A 20,411-nucleotide genomic window follows, 5' to 3' on the forward strand; every position below is an offset into this window, starting at 1 on the left:
TAGTCGGGCAGACTGGCGCCATGGGGTTGCCGGCCCTCGCGCTCGCGCTGATCCTGTCGTCGGCGCTGCTGCACGCACTGTGGAACGTGCTGCTGGGCCGGGCCGCGCCCAAGGGGTTCGACGCCGGCATCGTCGGCTATGCGGTCGGCTGGCTCGCGCTGACCCCGTTCGCGCTGATCCGCTGGCGGGTGGAGGACGGCGCCTGGGGTTATCTCGCGCTGTCGGCCTTCTTCTCGATCACGTACTTCCTCCTGCTCAACGTGGCCTACGCCCGGGTTCCGGTGCACGCCGCCTATCCGGTCGCGCGCGGGCTGGCTCCCGTCCTCGTGCTGCTGGTGACGCTGATCGCCGGGGACGACGTGCCCGCCGGGGCCGGCGTCGGGGTGCTGGTGATCAGCGCGGGCATCTTCGTCACGGCCTCGGGCGCGAACCGCCGCTCGGTGCTGGCCGCCGCGCCCGTCGCGCTCTCGCTGACCTGCTACACGATCATCGCCTCGCGCGGCCTGGCCTCCGTCGACCCGAGCACCTATCTGTGGTTGTCCATGACGCCGGTCGTGCTGGGCTCGGTCACCATCCGGCTGCTGACAAAACCGCGTTCCCTGTACGCCGCGATCAAGCCGATCACGTTCGTCATCGGGCTCGGGTCGGTGGCCGCCCATGTCCTCACGCTGGCCGCCCTCGCTTTGGTCACCGCGGCCGAGGTGCCCGCGATCGCGGCCCTGCGCGAGACCGGCATCCTGTTCGTGATCGTCCTGTCGTGGGCGGCCGCGCGGGGCAGCGTCCTTTCCTGGGCGGCCGCGCCGGGTAGCGCGGACCGGCCGACGGCGCGGACCGCGGTCGGGGCGACGCTGGTCTTCGCCGGGGTGGCGGTGCTGGCGATGGCTAGGTGAGCACGGCGCCCCGGCCGGTCAGGGCCTCGACGATGCCGGCCGGATCGGTCATGGCGGTCAGGATCGCCGACGTGTGGGCCAGGCCGGCGGCGGGCACGGACGGCGGCTCGCCCAGGGCCCGCTGCAGGTCGAGCAGGTGGACGGTGGCCTCGACGATCCCGATGCCGAGCACCTCGCCGATCCGCAGCCGGCCGGTGCCGAAGTAGTCGACGACGGAGTCGCCGAGATCGCGGGCGGCGTCGAGGGATCGCGGGCCCACGTCGGCGAACGCCGCGGTCAGTTGCTCCGGCGTGAACTGCGCGGCGTCGTCGACCGCCGCTTCGGCCGTCTGCGAGCGGTGGCGGGTGGCGACGCCGTCGGGCGCGTTGAAGTCTTTCAGCAGGCCGGCCGTGGACTCGTGGGTCGGCGGGTCGTCGCGAGTCTGGGTGGCGACGTAGGCGAGCCAGTGCGGCCACTTGGCGGCGTGCGCATAGAGCGCCCGTACGGTCCACGGCTCCAGCCGGGTCGGCGCCTCCCACTGCCCGGCGGTCATCCGTTCCCCGTACGCGGCCCAGACCGCCCACAGCTCACCCAGCGTCGCGACCTCCGTCATGCCCGGGCCCCCGCCCACCGCTCGCCCCGCTCGTCGGCCGCCGTCATACCCGGGCCTCCGTCCACCGCTCGGCCCGCTTGTCGGCCGCCGTCATGCCCGGGTCTCCGTCCGCCGCTCGCCCCGCTCGTCGGCCGCCGTCATGCGCGCACCCCGGCCACCGCGATCAGGCCGTCGGCGAAGGTGCGGCGCCAGTTCACGTAGTCGTGGCCGCCCGAGTATTCGGCGTACGCCACCGAGTAGCCCTGTTTGCGCAGCGCGTCGCGCATGGCCCGGTTCATGTCGATCTGGGACGGCACCCCGCCCGGCGCCGGGAACGTCTCGAAGATGCCCACGTCCAGATAGAACCGCACGTCGGCCACCGGGCGCTGGGCCACCTCGCGGATCAGCCGCCCGGGGGCGTCGCTCGGCCACCAGAAGCTGCCCGACTGTGAGATCACCGCGCCGAAGCTGCCGGGGGCGGTCAGGCCGATGTGCGCGGCCAGCAACCCGCCCCGGGAGGCGCCGGCGATCATGTTGGCGCGCGGGTCGAGCCCGGCCCCGAGGGTCGTGCGGGCCCACGGCAGCAGCTCGCGGGTGACGAAGTCGCGCATCGCCCCGTCGGGCGAGAGGTCGTCGTCGCGGCCGGCGGCGTGGCTGGTGACGAACAGCGCGACCAGCGGCGGGATCTCGCCCGCGGCGATCAGGTTGTCGAGCACGGTCGGGATCCGCTGGACCTCGCGGGCGATCCAGCCGTCGAAGACGACCAGCACCGGCAGCCCGGCCGTCGCCGTGCCGGCCGGGTGATAGACGATCACCTGCCGGTCGAACGGCGCCTCGGTCAGCACCCCCGGCGTCACTCCCGGGCGCGGGGCCAGCCACGGCTCGGGCGGCGCGTCGGGCAGCGACAGCATCGACACCCAGTTGTCGTGATCGCCGGGGTCGGCCGGGTCGGGCGGGAAGAGATAGCGCGCCGGGTTGTGCCCGTCGATGTGGGTCTTGCCCCGGCCCGAGGCGTCGCGCGGCAGCTCCTCGACGCCGTCGTGCACCAGGCAGTAGACGGTGCTCAGGTCGGACGGCAGCACCCGCGTCGCGTACCAGAGGTCGTTGCCGCGCATGCGCTCGAGCGGCACGTCGAGCCCCCACCACACGCGGGTGCTCTGGGCCGAGCCGCGCCACAGGAAGGTCACCAGCTGCGAGCCGTCGCGCCACGGCTCGACCAGCGGCGTGCCGTTCGCGGTGACGCGCTGCCACCACTCGTGCAGCGAGGCCGGGTCTTCGAGCAGGGTGGACATCAGCGGACTCTGCACGTCAGCACTCCCGAGGGCGGCGGAGGGTGAGCGATCCGCAACCGAGAGTCCCAAGTGGATCTTGCTTAGTCAAGACGAGAGCCTATTTCGCGTACGCCGACACCCCCGTCAACAGCGCGTTCAACCCCTTCTTGGCGTCCGCGAAGAGCATCGCCGTGCGCGGATCCGCGTAGAGCTCGTTGTCGATCCCGGCGTACCCGTGCCCGAGCGACCGCTTGATCACGATGACGCTGCGGGCCAGGTCGACGTCGAGGATCGGCATGCCCGAGACCGGGTTGCCGGCCCGTCGGGCCGCCGGATTGGTCACGTCGTTGGCCCCGATGACCAGCGCCACGTCCGTGCGCGGGAAGGCCGGGTTGCTTTCCTCCAGGTCCTGCAGCTGCTCGTAGGGCGCGTTGGCCTCGGCCAGCAGCACGTTCATGTGGCCCGGCATGCGGCCCGCGACCGGATGGATCGCGTACGACACCTCGACCCCGTGCGCGGTCAGCGCCTGGGCCAGCGCCACCACCTCGTGCTGGGCCTGGGCGGCGGCCAGCCCGTAACCGGGGACGATGACCACCCTTCCCGCGTACGCCAGCTGGATCGCCGCGTCGTCGGCCGTGATCTCGCGGACGGCCGCGGACCCCGCCCCGGCCTCGACCGCAATGGCGTCGCCGGTGCCGTAGCCGCCCGCGATGATCGCGCTGATCGGCCGGTTCATCGCGTCGGCCATCAGCTTCGTCAGGATCGCGCCGGCCGCGCCGACCAGCGCGCCCGCGATGATCAGCGGGGTGCTCTCGAGGACGAACCCGGCCATGGCCACCGCCGTGCCCGTGCACGCGTTGAGCAGCGAGATCACCACCGGCATGTCGGCCCCGCCGATCGGCAGCGTCAGCAGCACGCCCGCGACCAGGGCGGCCACCGCCGCCCCGACGAGCGCCGCCGTGCCGCCGTCGAACCCGACGACCAGCACCGCCATCGCGGCCGCGACCGCCGCCAGCCCGGCCCAGACGAACCGCCCGTACGGCACCACGATCGGGCGGCCCGGCACCCGCCCGGCCAGCTTGCCCGAGGCGATCAGCGACCCGCTGAACGTGAGGGCGCCGATCAGCACGTCGAGCACGCCGGTGACCTCGGCCTGGGTCGAGGCCGGGCGCTCGCCCAGCGCGATCAGGGCCGCCGCGCCGCCGCCGACCGCGTTGAACAGGCTGACCAGCTGGGGCATGGCCGTCATGCGGACCACGCGCGCGGCCACCAGCCCCGCCGCGGCCCCGGCGGCCGTGCCCAGGCCGAGCGCCCAGGCGGCGTACGCGTTGATTCGCCCGTCCTCGATCAGCACCGCCAGCGTGACCAGGATCGCGACCCCCATGCCGGCCGCCGAGACCTGGTTGCCGCGCCGGGCCGTCGAGGGCGCGTTCATCAGGTGCAGCCCGATCACGAAGGCCGTCGCGCAGGCCAGATAGATCAGGTGGACGATCGTGTCGAAGGCGCTCACGACCGGCTCCGGAACATCGCCAGCATCCGGTCGGTCACCACGTAGCCCCCGGCGACGTTCATCGCGGCGAAGAACGCGGCCACCGCCAGCAGCGCGTAACCGACCGGGGTGGAGATCGTGGCGGCCAGCAGCATGACGCCGACCAGCACGACGCCGTGGATCGCATTGGCCCCGGACATCAGCGGCGTGTGCAGGGTGGCCGGCACCTTGCTGATCACCTCGAAGCCGACGAGCAGGCCGAGCGTGAACACCGTGAGGTCGGCCAGCAGCAGCGGGCTCATCGGATCTCCTTCTCGTGGTCGCGAAGCCGGGGATGCACGACGACGCCGTCACGGCAGATCAGCACTGCCGCGAGGACCTCGTCATCGTTCTCACTTGGAAGACGCCCTTCGGGCATCAGACTGCTTACGAGGGCGACGATGTTTCTCGCGTACGAAGTGGACGCCGCGACCGGCACCGTGGCGGCCAGGTTGGGCGCGCCGATCACCGTCACCCCGTGCTCGGTCACCGTACGGGTGTCGGGAGCGGAACCGGCCACGTTGCCGCCGCCCAGGTCGAGCACCACCGAGCCGGCCCGCATGGCCCGCAACGCGTCCTCGGACACCAGCAGGGGCGAGCGTCCGCCCGGCACCTTGGCCGTCGTGATCACCACGTCGAACCGGGGGACGGCCTGGGTCAGCGCCCGCAGCTGGACAGCGGCCTCGTCCGCATCCATGGCCTGCGCGTATCCGTCGTCTCCGTTTTGCGACGCGTCCAGTGAGAGGACCGCCGCGCCGGTCGAGGCGATGTCGGCCTGCGCCTGCACCCGTACGTCGTACCCGGTGACCAGCGCGCCGAGGCGCCGCGCGGTCGCGATGGCCTGCAGCCCGGCCACCCCCGCCCCCAGCACGAGCACCTGGGCCGGCCGCGCGGTGCCGGCCGCGGTGACCAGCATCGGGAAGAAGCCCCCGTACGCCTCCGCGGCCAGCAGCGCCGCCTTGTAACCGGCCACGTTGGCCTGCGAGGTCAGCGCGTCCATCGGCTGGGCCCGGCTCAGCGTGCGGGGGAGCAGGTCGAGGCTGATCGCGGTCACGCCCTGCGCGGCCAGCGTCTCGGTCAGCGCGGGGTCGCCGAGCGGGTCGAGCAGCCCGATCAGCACCCGGCCCGCGGGCAGCGCGGCCACGTCGTCGGGCGGGCGCACCACCAGCAGCACGTCGCTCTCCTCGTACACCTGCGCACGGGCCCCGATCTCGGCCCCCGCCGCGGCATAGTCGGGATCGTCGAACCAGGCGTGGCGTCCCGCGCCCGTCTCGACCAGGACCCGCACACCCGTACGGCGCAGCCGGGTCACACCGTCCGGGGTCATCGCCACCCGGCGCTCGCGGCCGGCGGTCTCCCGCAGCACGCCTACTGTCGTCGTCGACATATCGAAGCCCTATCACTTCGCGCTCGGAGCGGCCACCCTGTGCCCGGTAAGGTCGGTCCATGGCGGAACGCGTGGGCGACGGCGTGTGGACCCTGCAGGGCGAGACGATCACCCTCCCGGTGGAGATCACTTCGGCCCGCCTGACCGCCGCGGTGTTCACCACCCCGGTCGCCTCGGCCCGTACGGTCCTCGACGGAACGCCGCTGCGCCCGTTCGCGCTGTTCGGCCGCGCGATCGGCGTGCTCATGTGCGTGCACTACGACGAGTGGGCGCTCAAGACGTACGACGAAGTCGGGGTCGGCCTGCTCGTACGCGGCCCGGCCGGCCCGCCCGGCCTGCACTTCGCCGACCTGCCGGTGACCGGCGCGTTCACCCGCGAGGCGGGGCAGGACTTCTGGGCCCTGCCCAAGTGGCTGATGGACGCCGACCTGCGCTTCTCGAAGATGGAGACCGACGTGGTCGTGCGCGACCGCGCCGACGAGGTGATGCGCGCGTCGTTCCGCCACGGCCGCTTCCGTCTGCCGTTCGACCTGCGGGCGTCGTTGCCCGCCTGGTCCTATCTGGAGCACGGGGCCCAGGCCGGCGCGCTGTTGCGGGGCGCCGTGCCGATGCACCTCTCCGGCGTGCGCCTGGGCCGCGGCGCCTTCCGTGTGGGGCTGGGCGACCACCCCATGGCCGCGCGGATGAAGGCGCTCGGGATGGGCAGCCGGCCCCTGCTCACCGTGCACGCCGAGCGCATGCGCGGCCCGCTCGCCGAGTTCCGCCGGGTGACCGAGGCCCGGCATCCCGACGTGCAGCGACCTTAGCCCCTTCCGCACCGCCCGTCGGAGTTATCCACAGTTCGCGGTTGTCCACAGCCCCGCCCATCAAGATCGCCATTTTCCGCCACAATGACGGCGGCGGGGGTCCCCCCGGGAGGGTGGGACTGTGTACTCCGGAAGATCAAGAAGGGACCTAGCCTCCTAGGACGCCATGGGGCTGGTCTCACCTGTCACAGGCGTTGCGGATGTCGGCAACGCGGGCTCAACGAGGACCTCGTCCCTTTAGCGTGACTTCTGGATCTTTGATCGCGCGACCTGAGGCAGGGCCGCCGGTGCCGATCTGCGTCTGCGCGTAACAGGACAGGGAGGCATGCGACATGGGAGTTCTCTCAGCTTTCGACAACCGCTCGCTGCGCACGAAGATCGGGTCGGCGGTCCTGGTCGGCACGGTCAGCGGCCTGGTCGTCGGCGGCGTGTCCATCGCGACCCTGCGCGGGCAGAACCAGGACACCGCCGAGGCCCAGCGCAAGACGATCGCGCTGAGCGCGGCGGCGGGCCAGTTCGCCAAGAACATCGAGGCCTTCAGCGGCAACAACTCGAGCCTGAAGCTTTACCCGACGCTGGCCGACGGCATCCGCAAGAACATGGAGGGCAACCGGGCCGCCGTCAACGCGGCCCTCGACGAGCTCGAGGCGGCCTTCGCGGGCGACGCCACGGGCACGTCGGCCACCGCCCAGGCCCGCACCGACTGGCAGGCCTACCTCGACTTCCTCGGGGTCGACCTGTCCAAGGCGACGGCGGCCCAGCTGGCCGAGGCCGTCACGACGTACGAGAAGATCTACGGCGCCCTCAACGCCGACCAGAACGCGCTGATCACGCGGGCCCGGGCGCTGGGCGAGGAGTCGATCGCCCGCTCCGAGCGGGACACCGCCGCCGCCACCTGGGTCATCAGCGGCCTGCTGGCCGCCGGGGTGCTTGCCAGCCTGCTGCTCGGCTTCCGGGTCGCGGGCGGGGTGCGGCGCTCGGTGAGCGAGGTCGGCCGGGTCGCCGAGGGCCTGGCCGACGGCGACCTGACCCGGACGTCCGGGGTGACGAGCCACGACGAGGTGGGCCGCATGGCCGGCGCCCTGGATCAGGCCGTCGCCCGGCTGCGGCAGGACGTGGTGACGCTGGCCGGCAACGCGAACACCCTGCACGCGGCCTCGGGGCAGCTCAGCGCGGTTTCGGGCGCCGTCGACGCGGCCGCCTCGGAGGCGTCCTCGCAGGCCGGAACGGTCGCCGCCGCGGCCGACGCGGTCTCGAACAACCTGCAGGTCGTCTCGTCGGGCTCGCAGGAGATGGGCTCGGCGATCCGCGACATCAGCGTCTCCACGACCGAGGCGTCCGAGGTGGCCGTGCAGGCCGTCGAGGTCGCCTCGGCCACCACCGCGATCGTCGCGCGGCTGGGCGAGTCGTCCAGCGAGATCGCGTCGGTGGTCAAGACGATCACCGCGATCGCCGAGCAGACCAACCTGCTCGCCCTGAACGCGACGATCGAGGCCGCGCGGGCCGGCGAGTCCGGCAAGGGCTTCGCGGTCGTGGCGGGTGAGGTCAAGGACCTGGCGCAGGAGACGGCCAAGGCCACCGAGGACATCTCGCGGCGGGTGCAGACGATCCAGGGCGACACCGGCAACGCGGTCACGGCGATCGGCGAGATCTCGGCGATCATCGAGCGGATCAACGGCATCCAGATGACGATCGCCTCGGCGGTGGAGGAGCAGACCGCGACCACGCAGGAGATGAACCGCACGCTCTCGGAGGCGGCGGCCGGTGCGGGCGACATCGCGGCCACGATCGGCGGGGTCTCGCAGGCCACGCAGCGCACGACGTCGTCGATCGGGGAGACCCGGCACGCGGCGGACGACCTGGCCACGACGGCCAGCCAGCTGCAGACCCTGGTCGCCCGGTTCCGCTACTGACCGGCGAACAAACAGGGGCGGCCCGTCGCGGGCCGCCCCTGCTTCGTGTCCTCCTCAGTGCTCGAAGGCGTGGGCCATCTCGGCCTGCTCCTCGAGCACTTCGCCGATGCGGGCCTGCACCGCGTCGAGCTGGGCGATCGTGTCGCTGGTGCTGCGGATCCCGCCGGCCACCGACTCGGCGCTCGACTGCAGCGCGGCGATCTGCTCGGAGACCTTCTTGGTGGCCTCCGCGGTCTCCCGGGCCAGTTCCTTGACCTCGCCCGCGACCACCGCGAAGCCCTTGCCGATCTCGCCCGCCCGGGCCGCCTCGATGGTGGCGTTGAGGGCGAGCAGGTTGGTCTGGTCGGCGATCGACGAGATGATCTGGATGACGTCGCCGATGGCGGCCGACGCGTCGTTGAGCGCCGACACGTCGCCGGTCATGTCGCTGGCCCGGCCGACCGCCTCGTCGGCGACCCGGCTGGCGTCGGCGGTGGCGGTGCGCAGGCGGTCGACGGTGTCGAGCAGCGCGCGGGCGTTGCCGGCGGCGGTCTCCGCGCCCCGCACGACGTCGAGGCGCTGCGACACGAGCTGCTGCACGTTGCGCAGCGCGTCCATCCGCGACTCCGACAGCTCCACGTATTCGGTGGTGAAGAAGTCCATCGTGCCGATGATGCGGTCGCCGCTGGAGATGGGGAAGCAGACGCCGGAGCGCACGCCCGCCCGCTGCGCCGCGGGGGCCCGCACACAGTCGGTGAGCTGCCCGATGTCGCGCACGAAGACCAGGTCGCGGGCCCGCCAGGCGCGTCCGGAGAGGCCGACGCCCTCGGCGAACGTCGCGGCCAGGGTCACCTTCTTGAATTCGTCGCCCGCGTTGCCGGACTCGACGGCGAACTTCAGTACGTTCTCGTTCTCGTCGATCTGCCAGTACGACCCGTACGCCCAGTGGAAGGCGGTGCGGACGGCGTCGAGCGCGGCCCGCAGCGCGAGGTTGGAGTCGTTGGTGTGCCCGAGGGCGGCCACGACGTTGGTCACGGCGAGCCGGTCGTCGGCCACCTGCTGGGTGTAGAACCGGGTCAGGGCGGCCACCCGGGCCTGCTCGGCGACCCGGGCGATGGCCCCCCATTTGCTGATCAGGGCGGCGTCCGGCGCGACCTCGTACGAGGTGTAGTACTCCATCACCGCGCTCACCCGATGGGATGTGGTGATCGGTACGGCCACGCCGCCCCTGGCTCCGGCCCGTACGGCCGCGGCCAGGCGTTGGTCGCTCCCGGCGGCGGCCGCGGTGGAGAACACGGCGTGGCCGCTGCGGACCGCCTGCTGCACGAGGGCGGCCTGACCGGTGTTGCCGAGCGCGCTGCTCAGCTGGCCGACCTCGTACTCGAGCCGGGGCTGGCCGTTGTCGACGATCCAGACGGCGACGTATTCCAGGCCGTAGAACTCCTGGTTGGTCGAGGCGTAAATGCGCCAGCTGCTCGCCTCGTCGGTCACGCCCTCGAGGTTGTTGACCAGCTCTTCGAGCGCCTCGACGTCACGCGGCGGCGTGCGCTGCACCGCGGGCTCGGCTTCGACCCGCCTTCCGAACAGACCCATGATGTCAGGCTACGGTCGTGAATGCCGTCTTTATGCCCGTATCGCGAAACCCCGACCCCGGCCCGCGACGCATCGGCGGCAACCAATACGGTGCGTGCCCATGGGCATTCGTGACCTCTTCTCGTCGCGCACCTCGCGCAAGGCGGGCGACAAGATCCAGCGTGGCGTCTCGCTGTTCGTGGTGGGGCTGCTGTTCTCCATGATCGTGGTGTCGGTGCTGCTCGCCCTGTCCAGTCGCGACGGCGGGGCCGGGGTGACGGCGTTCCTGCTGTTCGTGGCCGCGGCGGCGGTCGGGGCCGGGCTGGGTTTCGTGTTCGGGCTGCCGCGGGCGCGGGCGGCCGAGGCCAGCGAGGGCGGCGGCGTGCAGCCGGGCACCTTCTATCTGACCAACTCCAACCTGATCAAGGTGTCGGACTGGCTGACGACGATCGTCATCGGTCTCGGCCTGGTCAACCTGGGCAAGGTCGTGCCGAGCATGCGCAGCCTGGCCCGCGCGCTGCACGATCCGCTGGGCGGCACGGCGTACGCGGGCGCGGTCGGCATCTCGGTGCTGGTGATCGGGCTGATGGCCGGGTTCCTGCTGAACTATTTGTGGACGAGCATCCGCGTACGGGAATTGCTGGAGGAGGCCGAGCGGCAGAACCAGCAGACGATGCCCGACCTCAGCAACCAGACCCTCGGCGAGGCCAAGCAGGCGGCCAGCCGCAGCAACGTGACGCTGCTGGTGCCCGAGGGGGCCCCGGACGGCGCGCTGGTCGCCCGGCAGGCCGTCCCGGCGGGCACCAGCGTGCCGACCGGGACAGCCGTCGCCATCAGCACGGTGGAGCCGCCCGGCCTCAGGCCGTGAGCTCGCTCAAGGCATCGGAGAAGATCGCGTGGTGGCGCTCCACGTCGGCCGTGGTCGTCTGGGGCGCCATCAGCACCATGTTGTGGAACGGGGTGAGCAGCACGCCCCGGTTGGCCAGGTAGGTGTGCAGGAAGTCCTCGAGCTCGGCGTCAGCGGCGGCGGCCGACTCGGTGCCGTTGCGCGGGGCCGGGTCGGCGAAGCGGTATTCGACACGCGCGCCGAGCTGACTGACCGACCACGGCAGCCCGTACGTCTCAATGATCTTGCGGAGGCCGGTCGCGAACCCGGTCGCCGTGGCGATCATGCCCTCGAACGCCTGCTCGGTGAGCACCTGCTCCAGGCAGGCCCGCGCGGCCGCCGTCGACACCGGGTTGCCGGCCAGGGTGCCGCCGACCCCGCCCATGTCGACCAGGTCGAGATCGGTGCGGGCGAGCAGCGTCCCGGCCAGCGCCTCGCTCAGCCCGTACGCCCCGATGGGGATGCCCCCGGCGATCGCCTTGCCGATGGTGAGCACGTCCGGCTCGAGCCCCCACGCCGCGGTGGCGCCGCCCGGCCCGGCCGAGAATGTGTGGGTCTCGTCGTTGATCAGGTAGGTGCCGTATTTTCTGGTCAGCTCGCGGACGCCGGCCAGATAGCCGGGCTCGGGCAGCACGATCCCGATGTTCGTCAGGGCCGGCTCCATCAGCACCGCCGCGACATCGCCGTGGGCGAGCTCGCGCTCCAGGCCCTCGAGGTCGTTGAACTCGGCGACCCGGCTCGTCACGGTGACGTCGGTGGGCGCGCCGACGTTGCCCTCGCGGCTCTGCCCACGCCCGTCGGGGCCGACGACGATCAGCGACTCGTCGACCGAGCCGTGATAGCAGTAGCTGTTGACCAGGATCTTCGGCCGCCCGGTGACCGCGCGCAGCAGCCGGATGGCCCACCGGTTGGCGTCCGTGGCGGTCAGCGCGAGGCTCCAGTACGGCAGGCCGAAGCGCCGGGCCAGCTCGGCCCCGACGGCCGCCGCGTCCTCGGTCGGCAGCATCGTGGTGGCGCCGCCGAGGTCGCCGAGCCGCCGGGTGACCGCCTCGACGACCGGCGCGGGAGAGTGCCCGGCCATGGCGCCGGTGTCGCCCAGGCAGAAGTCCAGATATTCGATGCCGTCGACGTCAATGATCCGGTTGCCGCGGGCGGTCTCGAACGAGATCGGGAAGCCCGCGGCGGTCTTGTTCATCCAGGTCATCGGGACGCGGCCGAACAGGTGGCCGGCCCGCTGGTGGGCGGCGGCCGAGCGGGGCCGCCGCTCGGCGAACGTGGCGCGTTCGCGGGCGGCCAGGGCGGCAAGTCGGGCGCGATCAACTCCGGAATCCGTCGGCATGGCGCGACGCTACCAACAATTCCTGCCCGTGCGGGAGGCCCGGCCACCGATTCCGCAGGAGTCAGGAGGCCGGGGTCTGCTCCCCGAACGCGCCGAGGAACTTGTCGCGGAAGTCGCTCATCGGCCACACCGGCGTCTCGGGCTTGGGCCGCAGGCCGTCGGCCCAGCCCCAGCCGGTGATCCGGTCGAGCACCTTCGGGTCCTTGGCGACGATCGTGATCGGCACGTCGTGGCTGGCCCCGGCGCCGGCCGCGATCGGGGACGGCTGGTGGTCGCCGAGGAAGACCATCACCAGGTTGTCGTCGCCGTACAGCTTGATCCAGTTGATCAGCGAGGTCAGCGAGTAGACGATCGACTTGCCGTACTCGGCGCGCACCTTCTTGGGCTCGGACCACAGCGCCTTGGGCTTCTGGCCGGCGGCCTCCATGGTCGTGTAGATCGAGCCGTCGCCGACCTGCTCCCAGTCGGGCAGGTAGTCGGGGATCGGCGCCCACGGGGTGTGGCTGGAGACGAGCGGCATCTCGATCATCAGCGGGCCCCGGCCGGGCTTCTTGTACTCGATGGTGTTGAGCTGCTTCAGCGTGTATTGGTCGGGCATCGGCGACCAGCTGAACTTCGGGCCCTGGTAGCCGAGGTTGCGCGAGTCCCACACCCGGTCGTACCCGTAGAAGTTGCCCTCGGGCCAGGCCCGCGTGGCGCCCGGCATGACGCTGACCGTGCGGTACTGCTTCTGCTTGAACGCGCGGGTCACCGTGAGCCGGTCGCTGGCGACCAGGTTGCGGTAGCGCTGCTCGTTGTTGATCCACAGGCCGGACTCGAACGTGGCGTGGGCCAGCCAGCTGCCGCCGCCGAAGGTGGGCGAGGTCAGCCAGCCGCTGCGGGCGGCGAACCCGGCCTTGCTCAGCTCGGCCGCGCCGCCGTCGAGCACCGGGCGGGTCATCGGCGACAGCGCGACGCCCTCGACGGCGCTGCGGCCGTAGCTCTCGACGAACGTGAAGATGACGTCCTTGCCTTCGAGCCCGGTCAGCATCTGGGCCGCCGGGACGGCCTTGAACGCGTCCTGCTGCACCTCCTGGCGGAAGGTGGCGCCGTCGCGCAGGCCGACGCGGGCCTGGTGGGCGCGGTCCCAGGCGTAGGTGGCGGTGCTGCGGGCGGCCACCGGCACGGCCCCGGTGATCGAGACGCCGAGCGAGAAGGTGAGCCCCCAGGCCACGGCCAGGCCGCCCGCGGTGATCGCCGACCGCCTCCGGTGGCGGGCCACCAGCTCGCCCACGCGCAGCACGGACCAGCTGGTCAGCGCGAGGACGGCCGCCACCAGCAGGAGGACCGCGACGACGGCGGCGATCGAGGCCGGCCGCCCGTACGAGTCGACGGCGAAGCTGAACGCGTCGTCGAACAGCACCCAGTCGAGCACCGGGTCGAACGGGCGGTTGAGCTCCTCGAAAAAGCCCATGTCGAGGCACTTCTCGATGACCAGCAGACCGACGGCCGAGCCGGCGACGACCGCGAAGATCTTGCGGGCCCGGCCGGGCAGGACCGCCAGCAGACCAAGGATCACCGCGCCCTCGACCGGGATGCGCAGGAAGCCGATCGGGGTCAGGCGGGACAGCACGTTCGGGAAGATCAGCGCCGCGAAGAGCAGGACCGCGGCCGTGATCGTCAGCGCGAGCTGGATCTTCGGCCGGTGGAGCAGCTTCTTCAAGCGGGCGCGGCGGTTCTCGACGACTGGCGGGCCGTCCGTGGTCTCTGGCACGCCATGGGGAACGGATGGACCGGGCTTGTCGGTTCACTGACACGCAAAAGTCACTTCGACCCAGTACCAAAGACTCTATTGGCCCCGATGGGGTAGGCCATAGCTTCGACGCCATCGACCAGCTGTCTGAAGGGACGAGCGAGTGACTACGGCTGTCTCCGATCTGCTTCCCACCCTCGACGAGGCCGACCTCACCCGGGTCGACGCGTGGTGGCGGGCCGCCAACTATCTGACCATCGGCCAGATCTATCTGCAGGCGAACCCGTTGCTGCGCGAGCCGCTCAAGGCCGAGCACATCAAGCCGCGATTGCTCGGTCACTGGGGCACCAGCCCCGGCCTGTCGTTCGTCTACGCCCACGTGTCCCGGCTGATCCGCCACACCGGGCAGGACACGATCTATCTGACCGGCCCCGGCCACGGCGGTCCCGCGCTGGTCGCCGCCGGCTATCTCGAGGGCACGTATTCCGAGGTCTATCCCGACGTCACCCGCGACGAGCCGGGCCTGCGCAAGCTGTTCCGCCAGTTCTCCAGCCCCGGCGGCATCCCCAGCCACGTCTCGGTGACTACCCCCGGCTCGATCCACGAGGGCGGCGAGCTGGGTTACGTGCTGGTCCACGCGTTCGGCGCGGTGTTCGACAACCCCGACCTGCTGGCGATCGCCGTGGTCGGCGACGGCGAGGCCGAGACGGGCCCGCTCGAGGGCTCGTGGAAGGGCATCTCGTTCCTCAACCCGGCCCACGACGGCGCGGTCCTGCCGATCCTGCACCTCAACGGGGCCAAGATCTCCGGCCCCACGGTGCTCGGCCGCAAGGATCCGGCCGAGGTCCGCGAGCTGCTCTCCGGCCACGGTTACGACGTGATCGAGGTCGAGGGCGACGACGTGCCCGGCATGCATCACCGGTTCGCGGCCGCCCTGGCCCAGGCCTGGCAGAGCATCCGGACGATCCAGCAGGCGGCCCGCGAGGGCGAGTGGGACGGCAGCCGCCCGCGGTGGCCGCTGATCGTGCTGCGCACCCCGAAGGGCTGGACGGGCCCGGCCGAGGTCGACGGCGTGCAGGTCACCGGCACCTACCGCTCGCACCAGGTGCCCCTGGCCGGCGTGCGCGACAACCCGGAGCACCTGGCCCTGCTGGAGCAGTGGCTCAAGTCCTACGGGCCGGAGGAGCTCTTCGACGCCGACGGCGCCCCGGTGGCCCTGCTGCGCGAGCAGGACCCGGCGGGCGAGCTGCGGATGAGCGCCAACCCGCACGCCAACGGCGGTGTGCTGACCCGCGAGCTCGACCTGCCCGACTTCCGCGACTACGCGATCGAGGTGAAATCGCCGGCCACGGTGCGGGCCGAGTCGACCCGCAAGCTCGGCGAGTTCATGCGCGACATCTATCGCGACAACCCCGACCGGTTCCGGCTGTTCTCGCCCGACGAGACCAACAGCAACCGGCTCGGCGCGGTCTTCGAGGTCTCCGACCGCGCGTTCATGGAGCAGGTGCACCCCGGCGACGACGCGCTGGGGCCGGCCGGCCGGGTCATGGAGGTGCTCAGCGAGCACAACTGCCACGGCTGGCTGGAGGGCTACACGTTGACCGGCCGGCACGGCCTGTTCGCCACGTACGAGGCGTTCGCCATGGTCAGCGCCTCGCAGACCATCCAGCACGGCAAGTGGCTCGAGGAGGCCGACCACCTGCCGTGGCGGGCCAAGGTGCCCAGCCTCAACGTGCTGCTCACCTCGACGGCGTGGCGCAACGACCACAACGGATTCAGCCACCAGGGCCCCGGCCTGATCCAGAATGTGCTGACCCAGCGCGGCACGGTGAGCCGGGTCTATCTGCCGCCGGACGCGAACTGCCTGCTCTCGGTGGCCGACCACTGCTTCCGGTCGAAGTCGTACATCAACCTGATCGTCATCGACAAGCAGCCGCAGCTGCAGTGGCTGACGATGGACGAGGCCCTCGAGCACTGCGCCCGCGGCGCCGGCATCTGGAACTGGGCCGGCACCGACGACGGCGCCTCCGACCCCGACATCATCCTGGCCTGCGCCGGCGACGTCGTGACGATGGAGACGGTCGCGGCGGCCCAGATCCTCAAGGAAAGGCTGCCCGGCATGCGGGTGCGGGTCGTCAACGTGGTCGACCTGATGACCCTCGTGCGGCCCAAGGACCACCCGCACGGCATGAGCGACACCCTGTTCACCGAGCTGTTCACCGACACGGTCGACGTGGTGTTCTCGTTCCACGGCTATCCGGGGGCGATCCACCAGCTGGTGCACGGCCGGCCCGACGCCGACCGGTTCCGGGTGCGCGGCTTCATCGAGCAGGGCACCACGACGACCCCGTTCGACATGACGGTCCGCAACAAGGCGTCGCGCTACCACCTGGTGATGGACGCGATCAACAACGCCCGCCGCCTGCCCCAGGGCGCCACCGAGCTCAAGGAGTGGTGCCAGGCGCAGCTGGCCCGCCACGAGCGTTACGTGGTGGAGCACCTCGAAGACATGCCCGAGGTGCGGGACTGGTCGCTGGGGGACTGGGCGACGTCGTAGGTAGGGTCGCCGGGTGCTGATACGCGAAGCCGGCCCCGGCGATCTGCCCTTCCTCGAAGAGATCACGCTGGCGGCGTACAACTGGTCGGAGCCGCGCTTCACCCTCGAGTGGGTGCGCTCCGACCCGATGGCCCAGCGCTACCTCGCGGGATTCCCGCGGGCCGGCGACCTGGGCCTGATCGGGGCCGTCGACGGTCGGGACGTGGGCGCGGTCTGGGCCCGGGCGCTGCCCGCCGACCGGGCGGGCTACGGCTTCGTGGCGCCGGAGGTCCCCGAGTTGTCGGCCGGGGTGCTGGCCGGGGCACGGGGCCGGGGCGTCGGCTCGGCGCTGCTCGACGCCCTGATCACACGGGCCCGGCAGCGGTCGCTGCCCGGCCTGAGCCTGAGCGTCGAGGACGGCAACGCGGCCCGCCGCCTCTACGAGCGGGCCGGGTTCACCGTGGTCGGCCGCGAGGGCAACTCCGACACGATGCTGCTGCGGCTGTAGCCGTCAGCTCATCGAGGTGTCCTCGAGCAGGATGCCGTCGAGGTGGGCCACCTGCAGCACCATGCGCACCATCGGCGTCGGCTCGCGCAGGATGAAGGTGGCGCCCCGGGCCGCGGCCGCCTTGCGCGAGGCCACCAGCACGCCGATGCCGCTGGAGTCGAGGAACGCCACCGACCGCATGTCGACGTCGATGTGCGCGACGTCGCCGCTGTCCACGATGGTCCGCAATACGTTGCGCAGCACGTCGACGGTCTCGAGGCTGATGTCACCCTCGGGCGCCACCGTGATCCGATCGCCGTGGCGTTCGAGCCGATACTCCAACGACATACTCACTCCGTCGCTCTGCGAATGGGAACCGCCGCCATACCCCGCCCGGGGACGATCAAACGTGACGGTCGCGTTCATTCACCCGCTCGCTTGATCAAGCCCTGACAGGTTCACTACCGGCGGCGATCGCGGCGGACAGGGCGAAGTCGGGCTCCGCGACCGGACGGCCGTAGTAGTAGCCCTGAAGATAGCGGTAGCCGAGCCGGTGCAACGCGTCGGCCTGCTCGGCGGTCTCCACGCCCTCGGCCACCGCGGACAACCCCAGACCCGTGCTCACCTGGAACAACGCCTCCGCGATGACGGTGTGGCGGCCCGCCTGGGTGACATTGTCGACGAAGGACTTGTCGACCTTGAGGATGTCCACCGGCACGGTCTGCAGCAGGCCGAGCGACGAGTGCCCGGTGCCGAAGTCGTCGAGCGCGATCCGCACCCCGAGCGCGCGCAGCTCGTGCAGCGCGGTGACCGCCTGGCCACCCTCGAACACGGCGGTCTCGGTCACCTCGACGGCCAGGCGCGAGGCGGGCAGCCCGCTGTCGGCCAGGGCGGCCGCCACCGTCGCCGCGAACTGCGGGCGGGCCAGCTGCCGGGCCGACACGTTGACGCTGACCCGCTCCGGCGCGCGGTCGCCGAGGGTCGCCCGCCACTCGGCCAGCTGGCGGCAGGCGGTGCGCAGAATCCACTCACCCAGCTCGACGATCAGGCCGTTGCGCTCGGCGACCGGGATGAACGCGGCCGGGCTGACCACGCCACGGACCGGGTGCTCCCACCGCACGAGGGCCTCGACGGCGGCCACCCGCCCCGACGGCAGCTCGACGATGGGCTGATAGACGACCCGGAACTGGTCGTGGTCGAGCGCGGCCCGGATCTCCGCGCCCAGCCGCACGAACTCGCCCGCGCGTTCGTCCAGGGCGGGCGTCCACCGGCGTACGGGCTCACCGGTCTGTTTGGCCGCGTGCATCGCCGCCTCGGCCTGCCGCAGCACCTCGACCGGCGTCAGCCCGCGACCGCCGGCCAGGCCGATCGCCACCCCGACGTACAGCTCGTGCCCGCCCACCGCGACCGGGGCGCCCAGCGCCGACGACAGGGTCGCGGCGACCACGCGGATCTCGTCGGCGCTGGCCGAGGGCAGAAGCACCGCGAACTCGTCGCCGCCGAGGCGGGCCACGACCGAGGACTCCGGGGCCAGCGCGGCCACCCGCTCGGCCAGCAGCTCGAGCACCCGGTCACCGACCGGGCGGCCCAGCTCGTCGTTGACGTTCTTGAAGCCGTTCAGGCCGAGCAGCGCCATCTGCGGCCGGCCCGCGGCCAGGGCGTCGGTCAGCGCCAGCTCGAACCGCCGGCGGCTGGCCAGCCCGGTCAGCGCGTCGCTCATCGCGGCCCGGGTCAGCTCGGCCGACTGGCGGCGCACCTCGAACACGAAACCGGACATGCGCGCGATGACCAGCAGGATCAGCGCCGTCGCGCCGACCGCCACCGACAACCGGCCGGCCGGGTCGCCGCCGACCCGTGGGATCAGCAGCAGGGCCGGCGCGAGCAGCGAGCACAGCCCGAACAGCAGCAGCCGGCCCCGGCCGACCCGGGCCGACACGCGGCCGGTGGCGGGCGGGGCGGCCATCGACGGGTGCAGCGCGGCGACACCCCACACCACGTACGAGAGCAGGAAGATCGGGTCGGTCGGATGAGTGCTCGCGTCGGAATAGAGCGGGATGACCGAGAAGGCCGTGTCCCCGGCGAGCTGCAGCGTCGTCCCCAGCACCAGCAGGTGGACGCTCGGGGTGCGGGCGCCGCCGCTGGTGAACAGGCGGGCCAGCAACGCCAGCAACAGCACGTCGGCCACCGGGTAGGCGATCGTCACGACGTGCTCGACCAGTGTCTGACCCGAATCGGCGGCCACCGGGTACAACACGAAGATCCAGAAGACCAGCGCCAGACCGGTGGCCACGATCGCCGAGTCGATCAGGTCGCCCAGCGAGCTGCGGCGCTGGCGCACCAGCAGCAACAGGCCCACCACGAACATCGGGTACGAGCCGAGGTAGAAGGCGTCGGCCAGCGACGGGTACGGCGACAGGTGCAGAACGTTCTCGTAGATCTCCCAGGTCACGTCGCCGAGCACGAAGGTGACCTGACCCGCCGCGAACCACCGCCACATCGCCGGTCGGGCCGGCCGGTGCAGGCGCAGGCCGAGCAGGATCGCCACCACCGTCATGACGCCGATGACGTCGTACACCAGGTTCGCGGTCGAGCTGCTCGCGGGCAGCACATAGTGACCGGCGATCGCGGCCACGCCGGCCGCGAGCCACCAGATCCAAAGCCGTCCGTGCCTCACGTCCGGTCATCGGGACCCGGCGTCCACGACCTGAGCGGGTGTCGTGGACTTCACAAGATCTCGTGCAGTAGCCTCCGGTGTCCGTTGATCCTCCAAGGGTGGATGCCGTGCGTCAGGCCGTGCTGCGCCGTTACGCGCGACCCGTCTATCAGGCCGGCGCCGTCGTCGCGCTCGTCGCCACTGCCCAGGCCGTGATCGTCCCCGCGATCGGCGGCCCCACCTGGCTATGGGCGGCCGTGCCCGTGGCCGCCGGGCTCGCCGCCGTCCTGACGATCAAATCCATCCCGTACGAGCACGTGAAGTTCCCGCGCTGAACCGGCCCGCCGCGGGCGTTCCCGGTGGCGGCTTTCCCGGCCGCCTCTAGAACACGTTGTCGCCCGCGGGGACAACAGGGCGCACCTCAGCTGTCCCGGGTCAGCGGTTGCAGATCACCTCTTCCTGGTCAGCGGCGTCAGATCACCGACGAGCCACAGATGCCCGTACGGGTCGAAGAAGCCGCCCTGGCGATGGGGGCCCCACGGCATGTCGTGATCGCGTACGGGGTCGTGGTTGTGCGCCCCTGCCGCCGCGGCGCGGGCCACGAAGGCGTCCGGCTCGTCGGTGAAGACCTCCACGCGGACGGTGGTCGTGCCGGTGTTGTGCGGGGTCTCCCAGCCGTTGTTGGCGGGCTCGGCCAGGAAGATGGGGGCGCCCTCGATCTCCAGGCCGATCACCGAGCCCAGATTCCACAGTTCGACGGCCCCGAGGGCGCGCCGATACCAGGCCGAGGCCTCGGCCGCGTCGGGCACGGCAAGCATCAACGAGATAGCTGTCATGCCCTCAGTGTCGGCCCCGCCGCGC

At 71.8% G+C, this 20,411-nt stretch carries 18 protein-coding genes; 7 read left to right on the forward strand and 11 right to left on the reverse strand.

Going from position 1 to position 20,411, the window contains the following annotated elements:
* Nucleotides 1-20 precede the first annotated feature (20 nt).
* Nucleotides 21-890 carry a hypothetical protein gene (locus JKJ07_RS24760; RefSeq protein ID WP_202994131.1) on the forward strand — a complete coding sequence of 290 codons (870 nt, stop codon included), beginning with the start codon at nucleotides 21-23 and terminating at the stop codon, nucleotides 888-890.
* Here the strand turns inward: JKJ07_RS24760 and JKJ07_RS24765 are convergent.
* The 5 genes from JKJ07_RS24765 to JKJ07_RS24785 all read right to left on the reverse strand — a co-directional run bounded on the left by JKJ07_RS24765 (nucleotide 883) and on the right by JKJ07_RS24785 (nucleotide 5,647).
* The gene (locus JKJ07_RS24765; RefSeq protein WP_202994134.1) at nucleotides 883-1,482 is read right to left on the reverse strand and encodes a maleylpyruvate isomerase family mycothiol-dependent enzyme; all 600 of its coding nucleotides are present in this window, start codon (nucleotides 1,480-1,482) and stop codon (nucleotides 883-885) included. The genes JKJ07_RS24760 and JKJ07_RS24765 overlap by 8 nt on opposite strands.
* 137 nt (nucleotides 1,483-1,619) lie before the next feature.
* Complete coding sequence (locus tag JKJ07_RS24770) at nucleotides 1,620-2,753, reverse strand: alpha/beta hydrolase-fold protein (RefSeq protein WP_236029852.1); 1,134 nt, start codon at nucleotides 2,751-2,753, stop codon at nucleotides 1,620-1,622.
* Between the two features lie 97 nt (nucleotides 2,754-2,850).
* Nucleotides 2,851-4,242 (reverse strand): NAD(P)(+) transhydrogenase (Re/Si-specific) subunit beta, encoded by a 1,392-nt coding sequence (locus JKJ07_RS24775; RefSeq protein ID WP_202994135.1) that lies wholly within the window; start codon nucleotides 4,240-4,242, stop codon nucleotides 2,851-2,853.
* Entirely contained in the window at nucleotides 4,239-4,523 is a 285-nt protein-coding gene (locus tag JKJ07_RS24780; protein WP_202994137.1) for an NAD(P) transhydrogenase subunit alpha part 2, read from the reverse strand. The genes JKJ07_RS24775 and JKJ07_RS24780 overlap by 4 nt, the downstream gene beginning before the upstream one ends.
* The gene (locus JKJ07_RS24785; protein WP_202994140.1) at nucleotides 4,520-5,647 is read right to left on the reverse strand and encodes an NAD(P) transhydrogenase subunit alpha; all 1,128 of its coding nucleotides are present in this window, start codon (nucleotides 5,645-5,647) and stop codon (nucleotides 4,520-4,522) included. Before JKJ07_RS24785 ends, JKJ07_RS24780 begins: the two co-directional genes overlap by 4 nt.
* A gap of 59 nt (nucleotides 5,648-5,706) precedes the next feature.
* On the opposite strand from JKJ07_RS24785, the gene JKJ07_RS24790 reads away from it, so the two are divergent.
* On the forward strand, nucleotides 5,707-6,453 hold the full coding sequence (locus tag JKJ07_RS24790; protein ID WP_202994141.1) for an acetoacetate decarboxylase family protein: 747 nt from the start codon (nucleotides 5,707-5,709) through the stop codon (nucleotides 6,451-6,453).
* Between the two features lie 332 nt (nucleotides 6,454-6,785).
* The gene (locus JKJ07_RS24795) at nucleotides 6,786-8,366 is read left to right on the forward strand and encodes a methyl-accepting chemotaxis protein (protein WP_202994143.1); all 1,581 of its coding nucleotides are present in this window, start codon (nucleotides 6,786-6,788) and stop codon (nucleotides 8,364-8,366) included.
* A 54-nt stretch (nucleotides 8,367-8,420) separates the two neighbouring features.
* Here the strand turns inward: JKJ07_RS24795 and JKJ07_RS24800 are convergent, their stop codons facing one another.
* Nucleotides 8,421-9,938, reverse strand: coding sequence for a methyl-accepting chemotaxis protein (locus tag JKJ07_RS24800; RefSeq protein ID WP_202994151.1), 1,518 nt, complete (start codon nucleotides 9,936-9,938; stop codon nucleotides 8,421-8,423).
* 100 nt (nucleotides 9,939-10,038) lie between these two features.
* Here JKJ07_RS24800 and JKJ07_RS24805 point away from each other — a divergent pair, with 100 nt between their 5' ends.
* The gene (locus JKJ07_RS24805; RefSeq protein ID WP_202994152.1) at nucleotides 10,039-10,785 is read left to right on the forward strand and encodes a PASTA domain-containing protein; all 747 of its coding nucleotides are present in this window, start codon (nucleotides 10,039-10,041) and stop codon (nucleotides 10,783-10,785) included.
* Here JKJ07_RS24805 and JKJ07_RS24810 read toward each other — a convergent pair.
* Both JKJ07_RS24810 and JKJ07_RS24815 read right to left on the reverse strand, forming a co-directional pair.
* Entirely contained in the window at nucleotides 10,775-12,142 is a 1,368-nt protein-coding gene (locus JKJ07_RS24810) for a transaminase (RefSeq protein WP_202994153.1), read from the reverse strand. The genes JKJ07_RS24805 and JKJ07_RS24810 overlap by 11 nt on opposite strands.
* Nucleotides 12,143-12,203: 61 nt before the next feature.
* Nucleotides 12,204-13,895 carry a sulfatase-like hydrolase/transferase gene (locus tag JKJ07_RS24815; protein ID WP_307834392.1) on the reverse strand — a complete coding sequence of 564 codons (1,692 nt, stop codon included), beginning with the start codon at nucleotides 13,893-13,895 and terminating at the stop codon, nucleotides 12,204-12,206.
* Between the two features lie 142 nt (nucleotides 13,896-14,037).
* Between JKJ07_RS24815 and JKJ07_RS24820 the strand changes: the two genes are divergently transcribed.
* Together JKJ07_RS24820 and JKJ07_RS24825 are read left to right on the forward strand one after the other, a co-directional pair.
* Nucleotides 14,038-16,431 carry a phosphoketolase family protein gene (locus JKJ07_RS24820; RefSeq protein WP_202994155.1) on the forward strand — a complete coding sequence of 798 codons (2,394 nt, stop codon included), beginning with the start codon at nucleotides 14,038-14,040 and terminating at the stop codon, nucleotides 16,429-16,431.
* Nucleotides 16,432-16,444: 13 nt separating this feature from the next.
* Nucleotides 16,445-16,918, forward strand: coding sequence for a GNAT family N-acetyltransferase (locus tag JKJ07_RS24825; RefSeq protein WP_202994159.1), 474 nt, complete (start codon nucleotides 16,445-16,447; stop codon nucleotides 16,916-16,918).
* Nucleotides 16,919-16,921: 3 nt separating this feature from the next.
* On the opposite strand, the gene JKJ07_RS24830 is transcribed toward JKJ07_RS24825, so the two are convergent.
* Together JKJ07_RS24830 and JKJ07_RS24835 are read right to left on the reverse strand one after the other, a co-directional pair.
* On the reverse strand, nucleotides 16,922-17,245 hold the full coding sequence (locus JKJ07_RS24830; protein ID WP_202994161.1) for an STAS domain-containing protein: 324 nt from the start codon (nucleotides 17,243-17,245) through the stop codon (nucleotides 16,922-16,924).
* A gap of 94 nt (nucleotides 17,246-17,339) precedes the next feature.
* On the reverse strand, nucleotides 17,340-19,571 hold the full coding sequence (locus tag JKJ07_RS24835; protein WP_202994163.1) for a putative bifunctional diguanylate cyclase/phosphodiesterase: 2,232 nt from the start codon (nucleotides 19,569-19,571) through the stop codon (nucleotides 17,340-17,342).
* A 98-nt stretch (nucleotides 19,572-19,669) separates the two neighbouring features.
* Between JKJ07_RS24835 and JKJ07_RS24840 the strand changes: the two genes are divergently transcribed.
* A complete protein-coding gene (locus JKJ07_RS24840; protein ID WP_202994164.1) occupies nucleotides 19,670-19,885 on the forward strand; it encodes a hypothetical protein in 216 nt (71 codons plus the stop codon).
* 114 nt (nucleotides 19,886-19,999) lie between these two features.
* On the opposite strand, the gene JKJ07_RS24845 is transcribed toward JKJ07_RS24840, so the two are convergent.
* On the reverse strand, nucleotides 20,000-20,386 hold the full coding sequence (locus tag JKJ07_RS24845; RefSeq protein ID WP_202994173.1) for a VOC family protein: 387 nt from the start codon (nucleotides 20,384-20,386) through the stop codon (nucleotides 20,000-20,002).
* Between the last annotated feature and the right edge of the window lie 25 nt (nucleotides 20,387-20,411).

Origin of the sequence: Paractinoplanes lichenicola, assembly GCF_016785085.1 — a bacterium.
GTDB lineage: Bacteria > Actinomycetota > Actinomycetes > Mycobacteriales > Micromonosporaceae > Actinoplanes > Actinoplanes lichenicola.

Coding starts and splice junctions, on each gene's coding strand:
- JKJ07_RS24760 (WP_202994131.1), top strand. CDS start 21: ATGGGGTTGCCGGCCCTCGCGCTCGCGCTGATCCTGTCGTCGGCGCTG.
- JKJ07_RS24765 (WP_202994134.1), bottom strand. CDS start 1,482: ATGACGGAGGTCGCGACGCTGGGTGAGCTGTGGGCGGTCTGGGCCGCG.
- JKJ07_RS24770 (WP_236029852.1), bottom strand. CDS start 2,753: ATGTCCACCCTGCTCGAAGACCCGGCCTCGCTGCACGAGTGGTGGCAG.
- JKJ07_RS24780 (WP_202994137.1), bottom strand. CDS start 4,523: ATGAGCCCGCTGCTGCTGGCCGACCTCACGGTGTTCACGCTCGGCCTG.
- JKJ07_RS24785 (WP_202994140.1), bottom strand. CDS start 5,647: ATGTCGACGACGACAGTAGGCGTGCTGCGGGAGACCGCCGGCCGCGAG.
- JKJ07_RS24790 (WP_202994141.1), top strand. CDS start 5,707: ATGGCGGAACGCGTGGGCGACGGCGTGTGGACCCTGCAGGGCGAGACG.
- JKJ07_RS24795 (WP_202994143.1), top strand. CDS start 6,786: ATGGGAGTTCTCTCAGCTTTCGACAACCGCTCGCTGCGCACGAAGATC.
- JKJ07_RS24800 (WP_202994151.1), bottom strand. CDS start 9,938: ATGGGTCTGTTCGGAAGGCGGGTCGAAGCCGAGCCCGCGGTGCAGCGC.
- JKJ07_RS24805 (WP_202994152.1), top strand. CDS start 10,039: ATGGGCATTCGTGACCTCTTCTCGTCGCGCACCTCGCGCAAGGCGGGC.
- JKJ07_RS24810 (WP_202994153.1), bottom strand. CDS start 12,142: ATGCCGACGGATTCCGGAGTTGATCGCGCCCGACTTGCCGCCCTGGCC.
- JKJ07_RS24830 (WP_202994161.1), bottom strand. CDS start 17,245: ATGTCGTTGGAGTATCGGCTCGAACGCCACGGCGATCGGATCACGGTG.
- JKJ07_RS24845 (WP_202994173.1), bottom strand. CDS start 20,386: ATGACAGCTATCTCGTTGATGCTTGCCGTGCCCGACGCGGCCGAGGCC.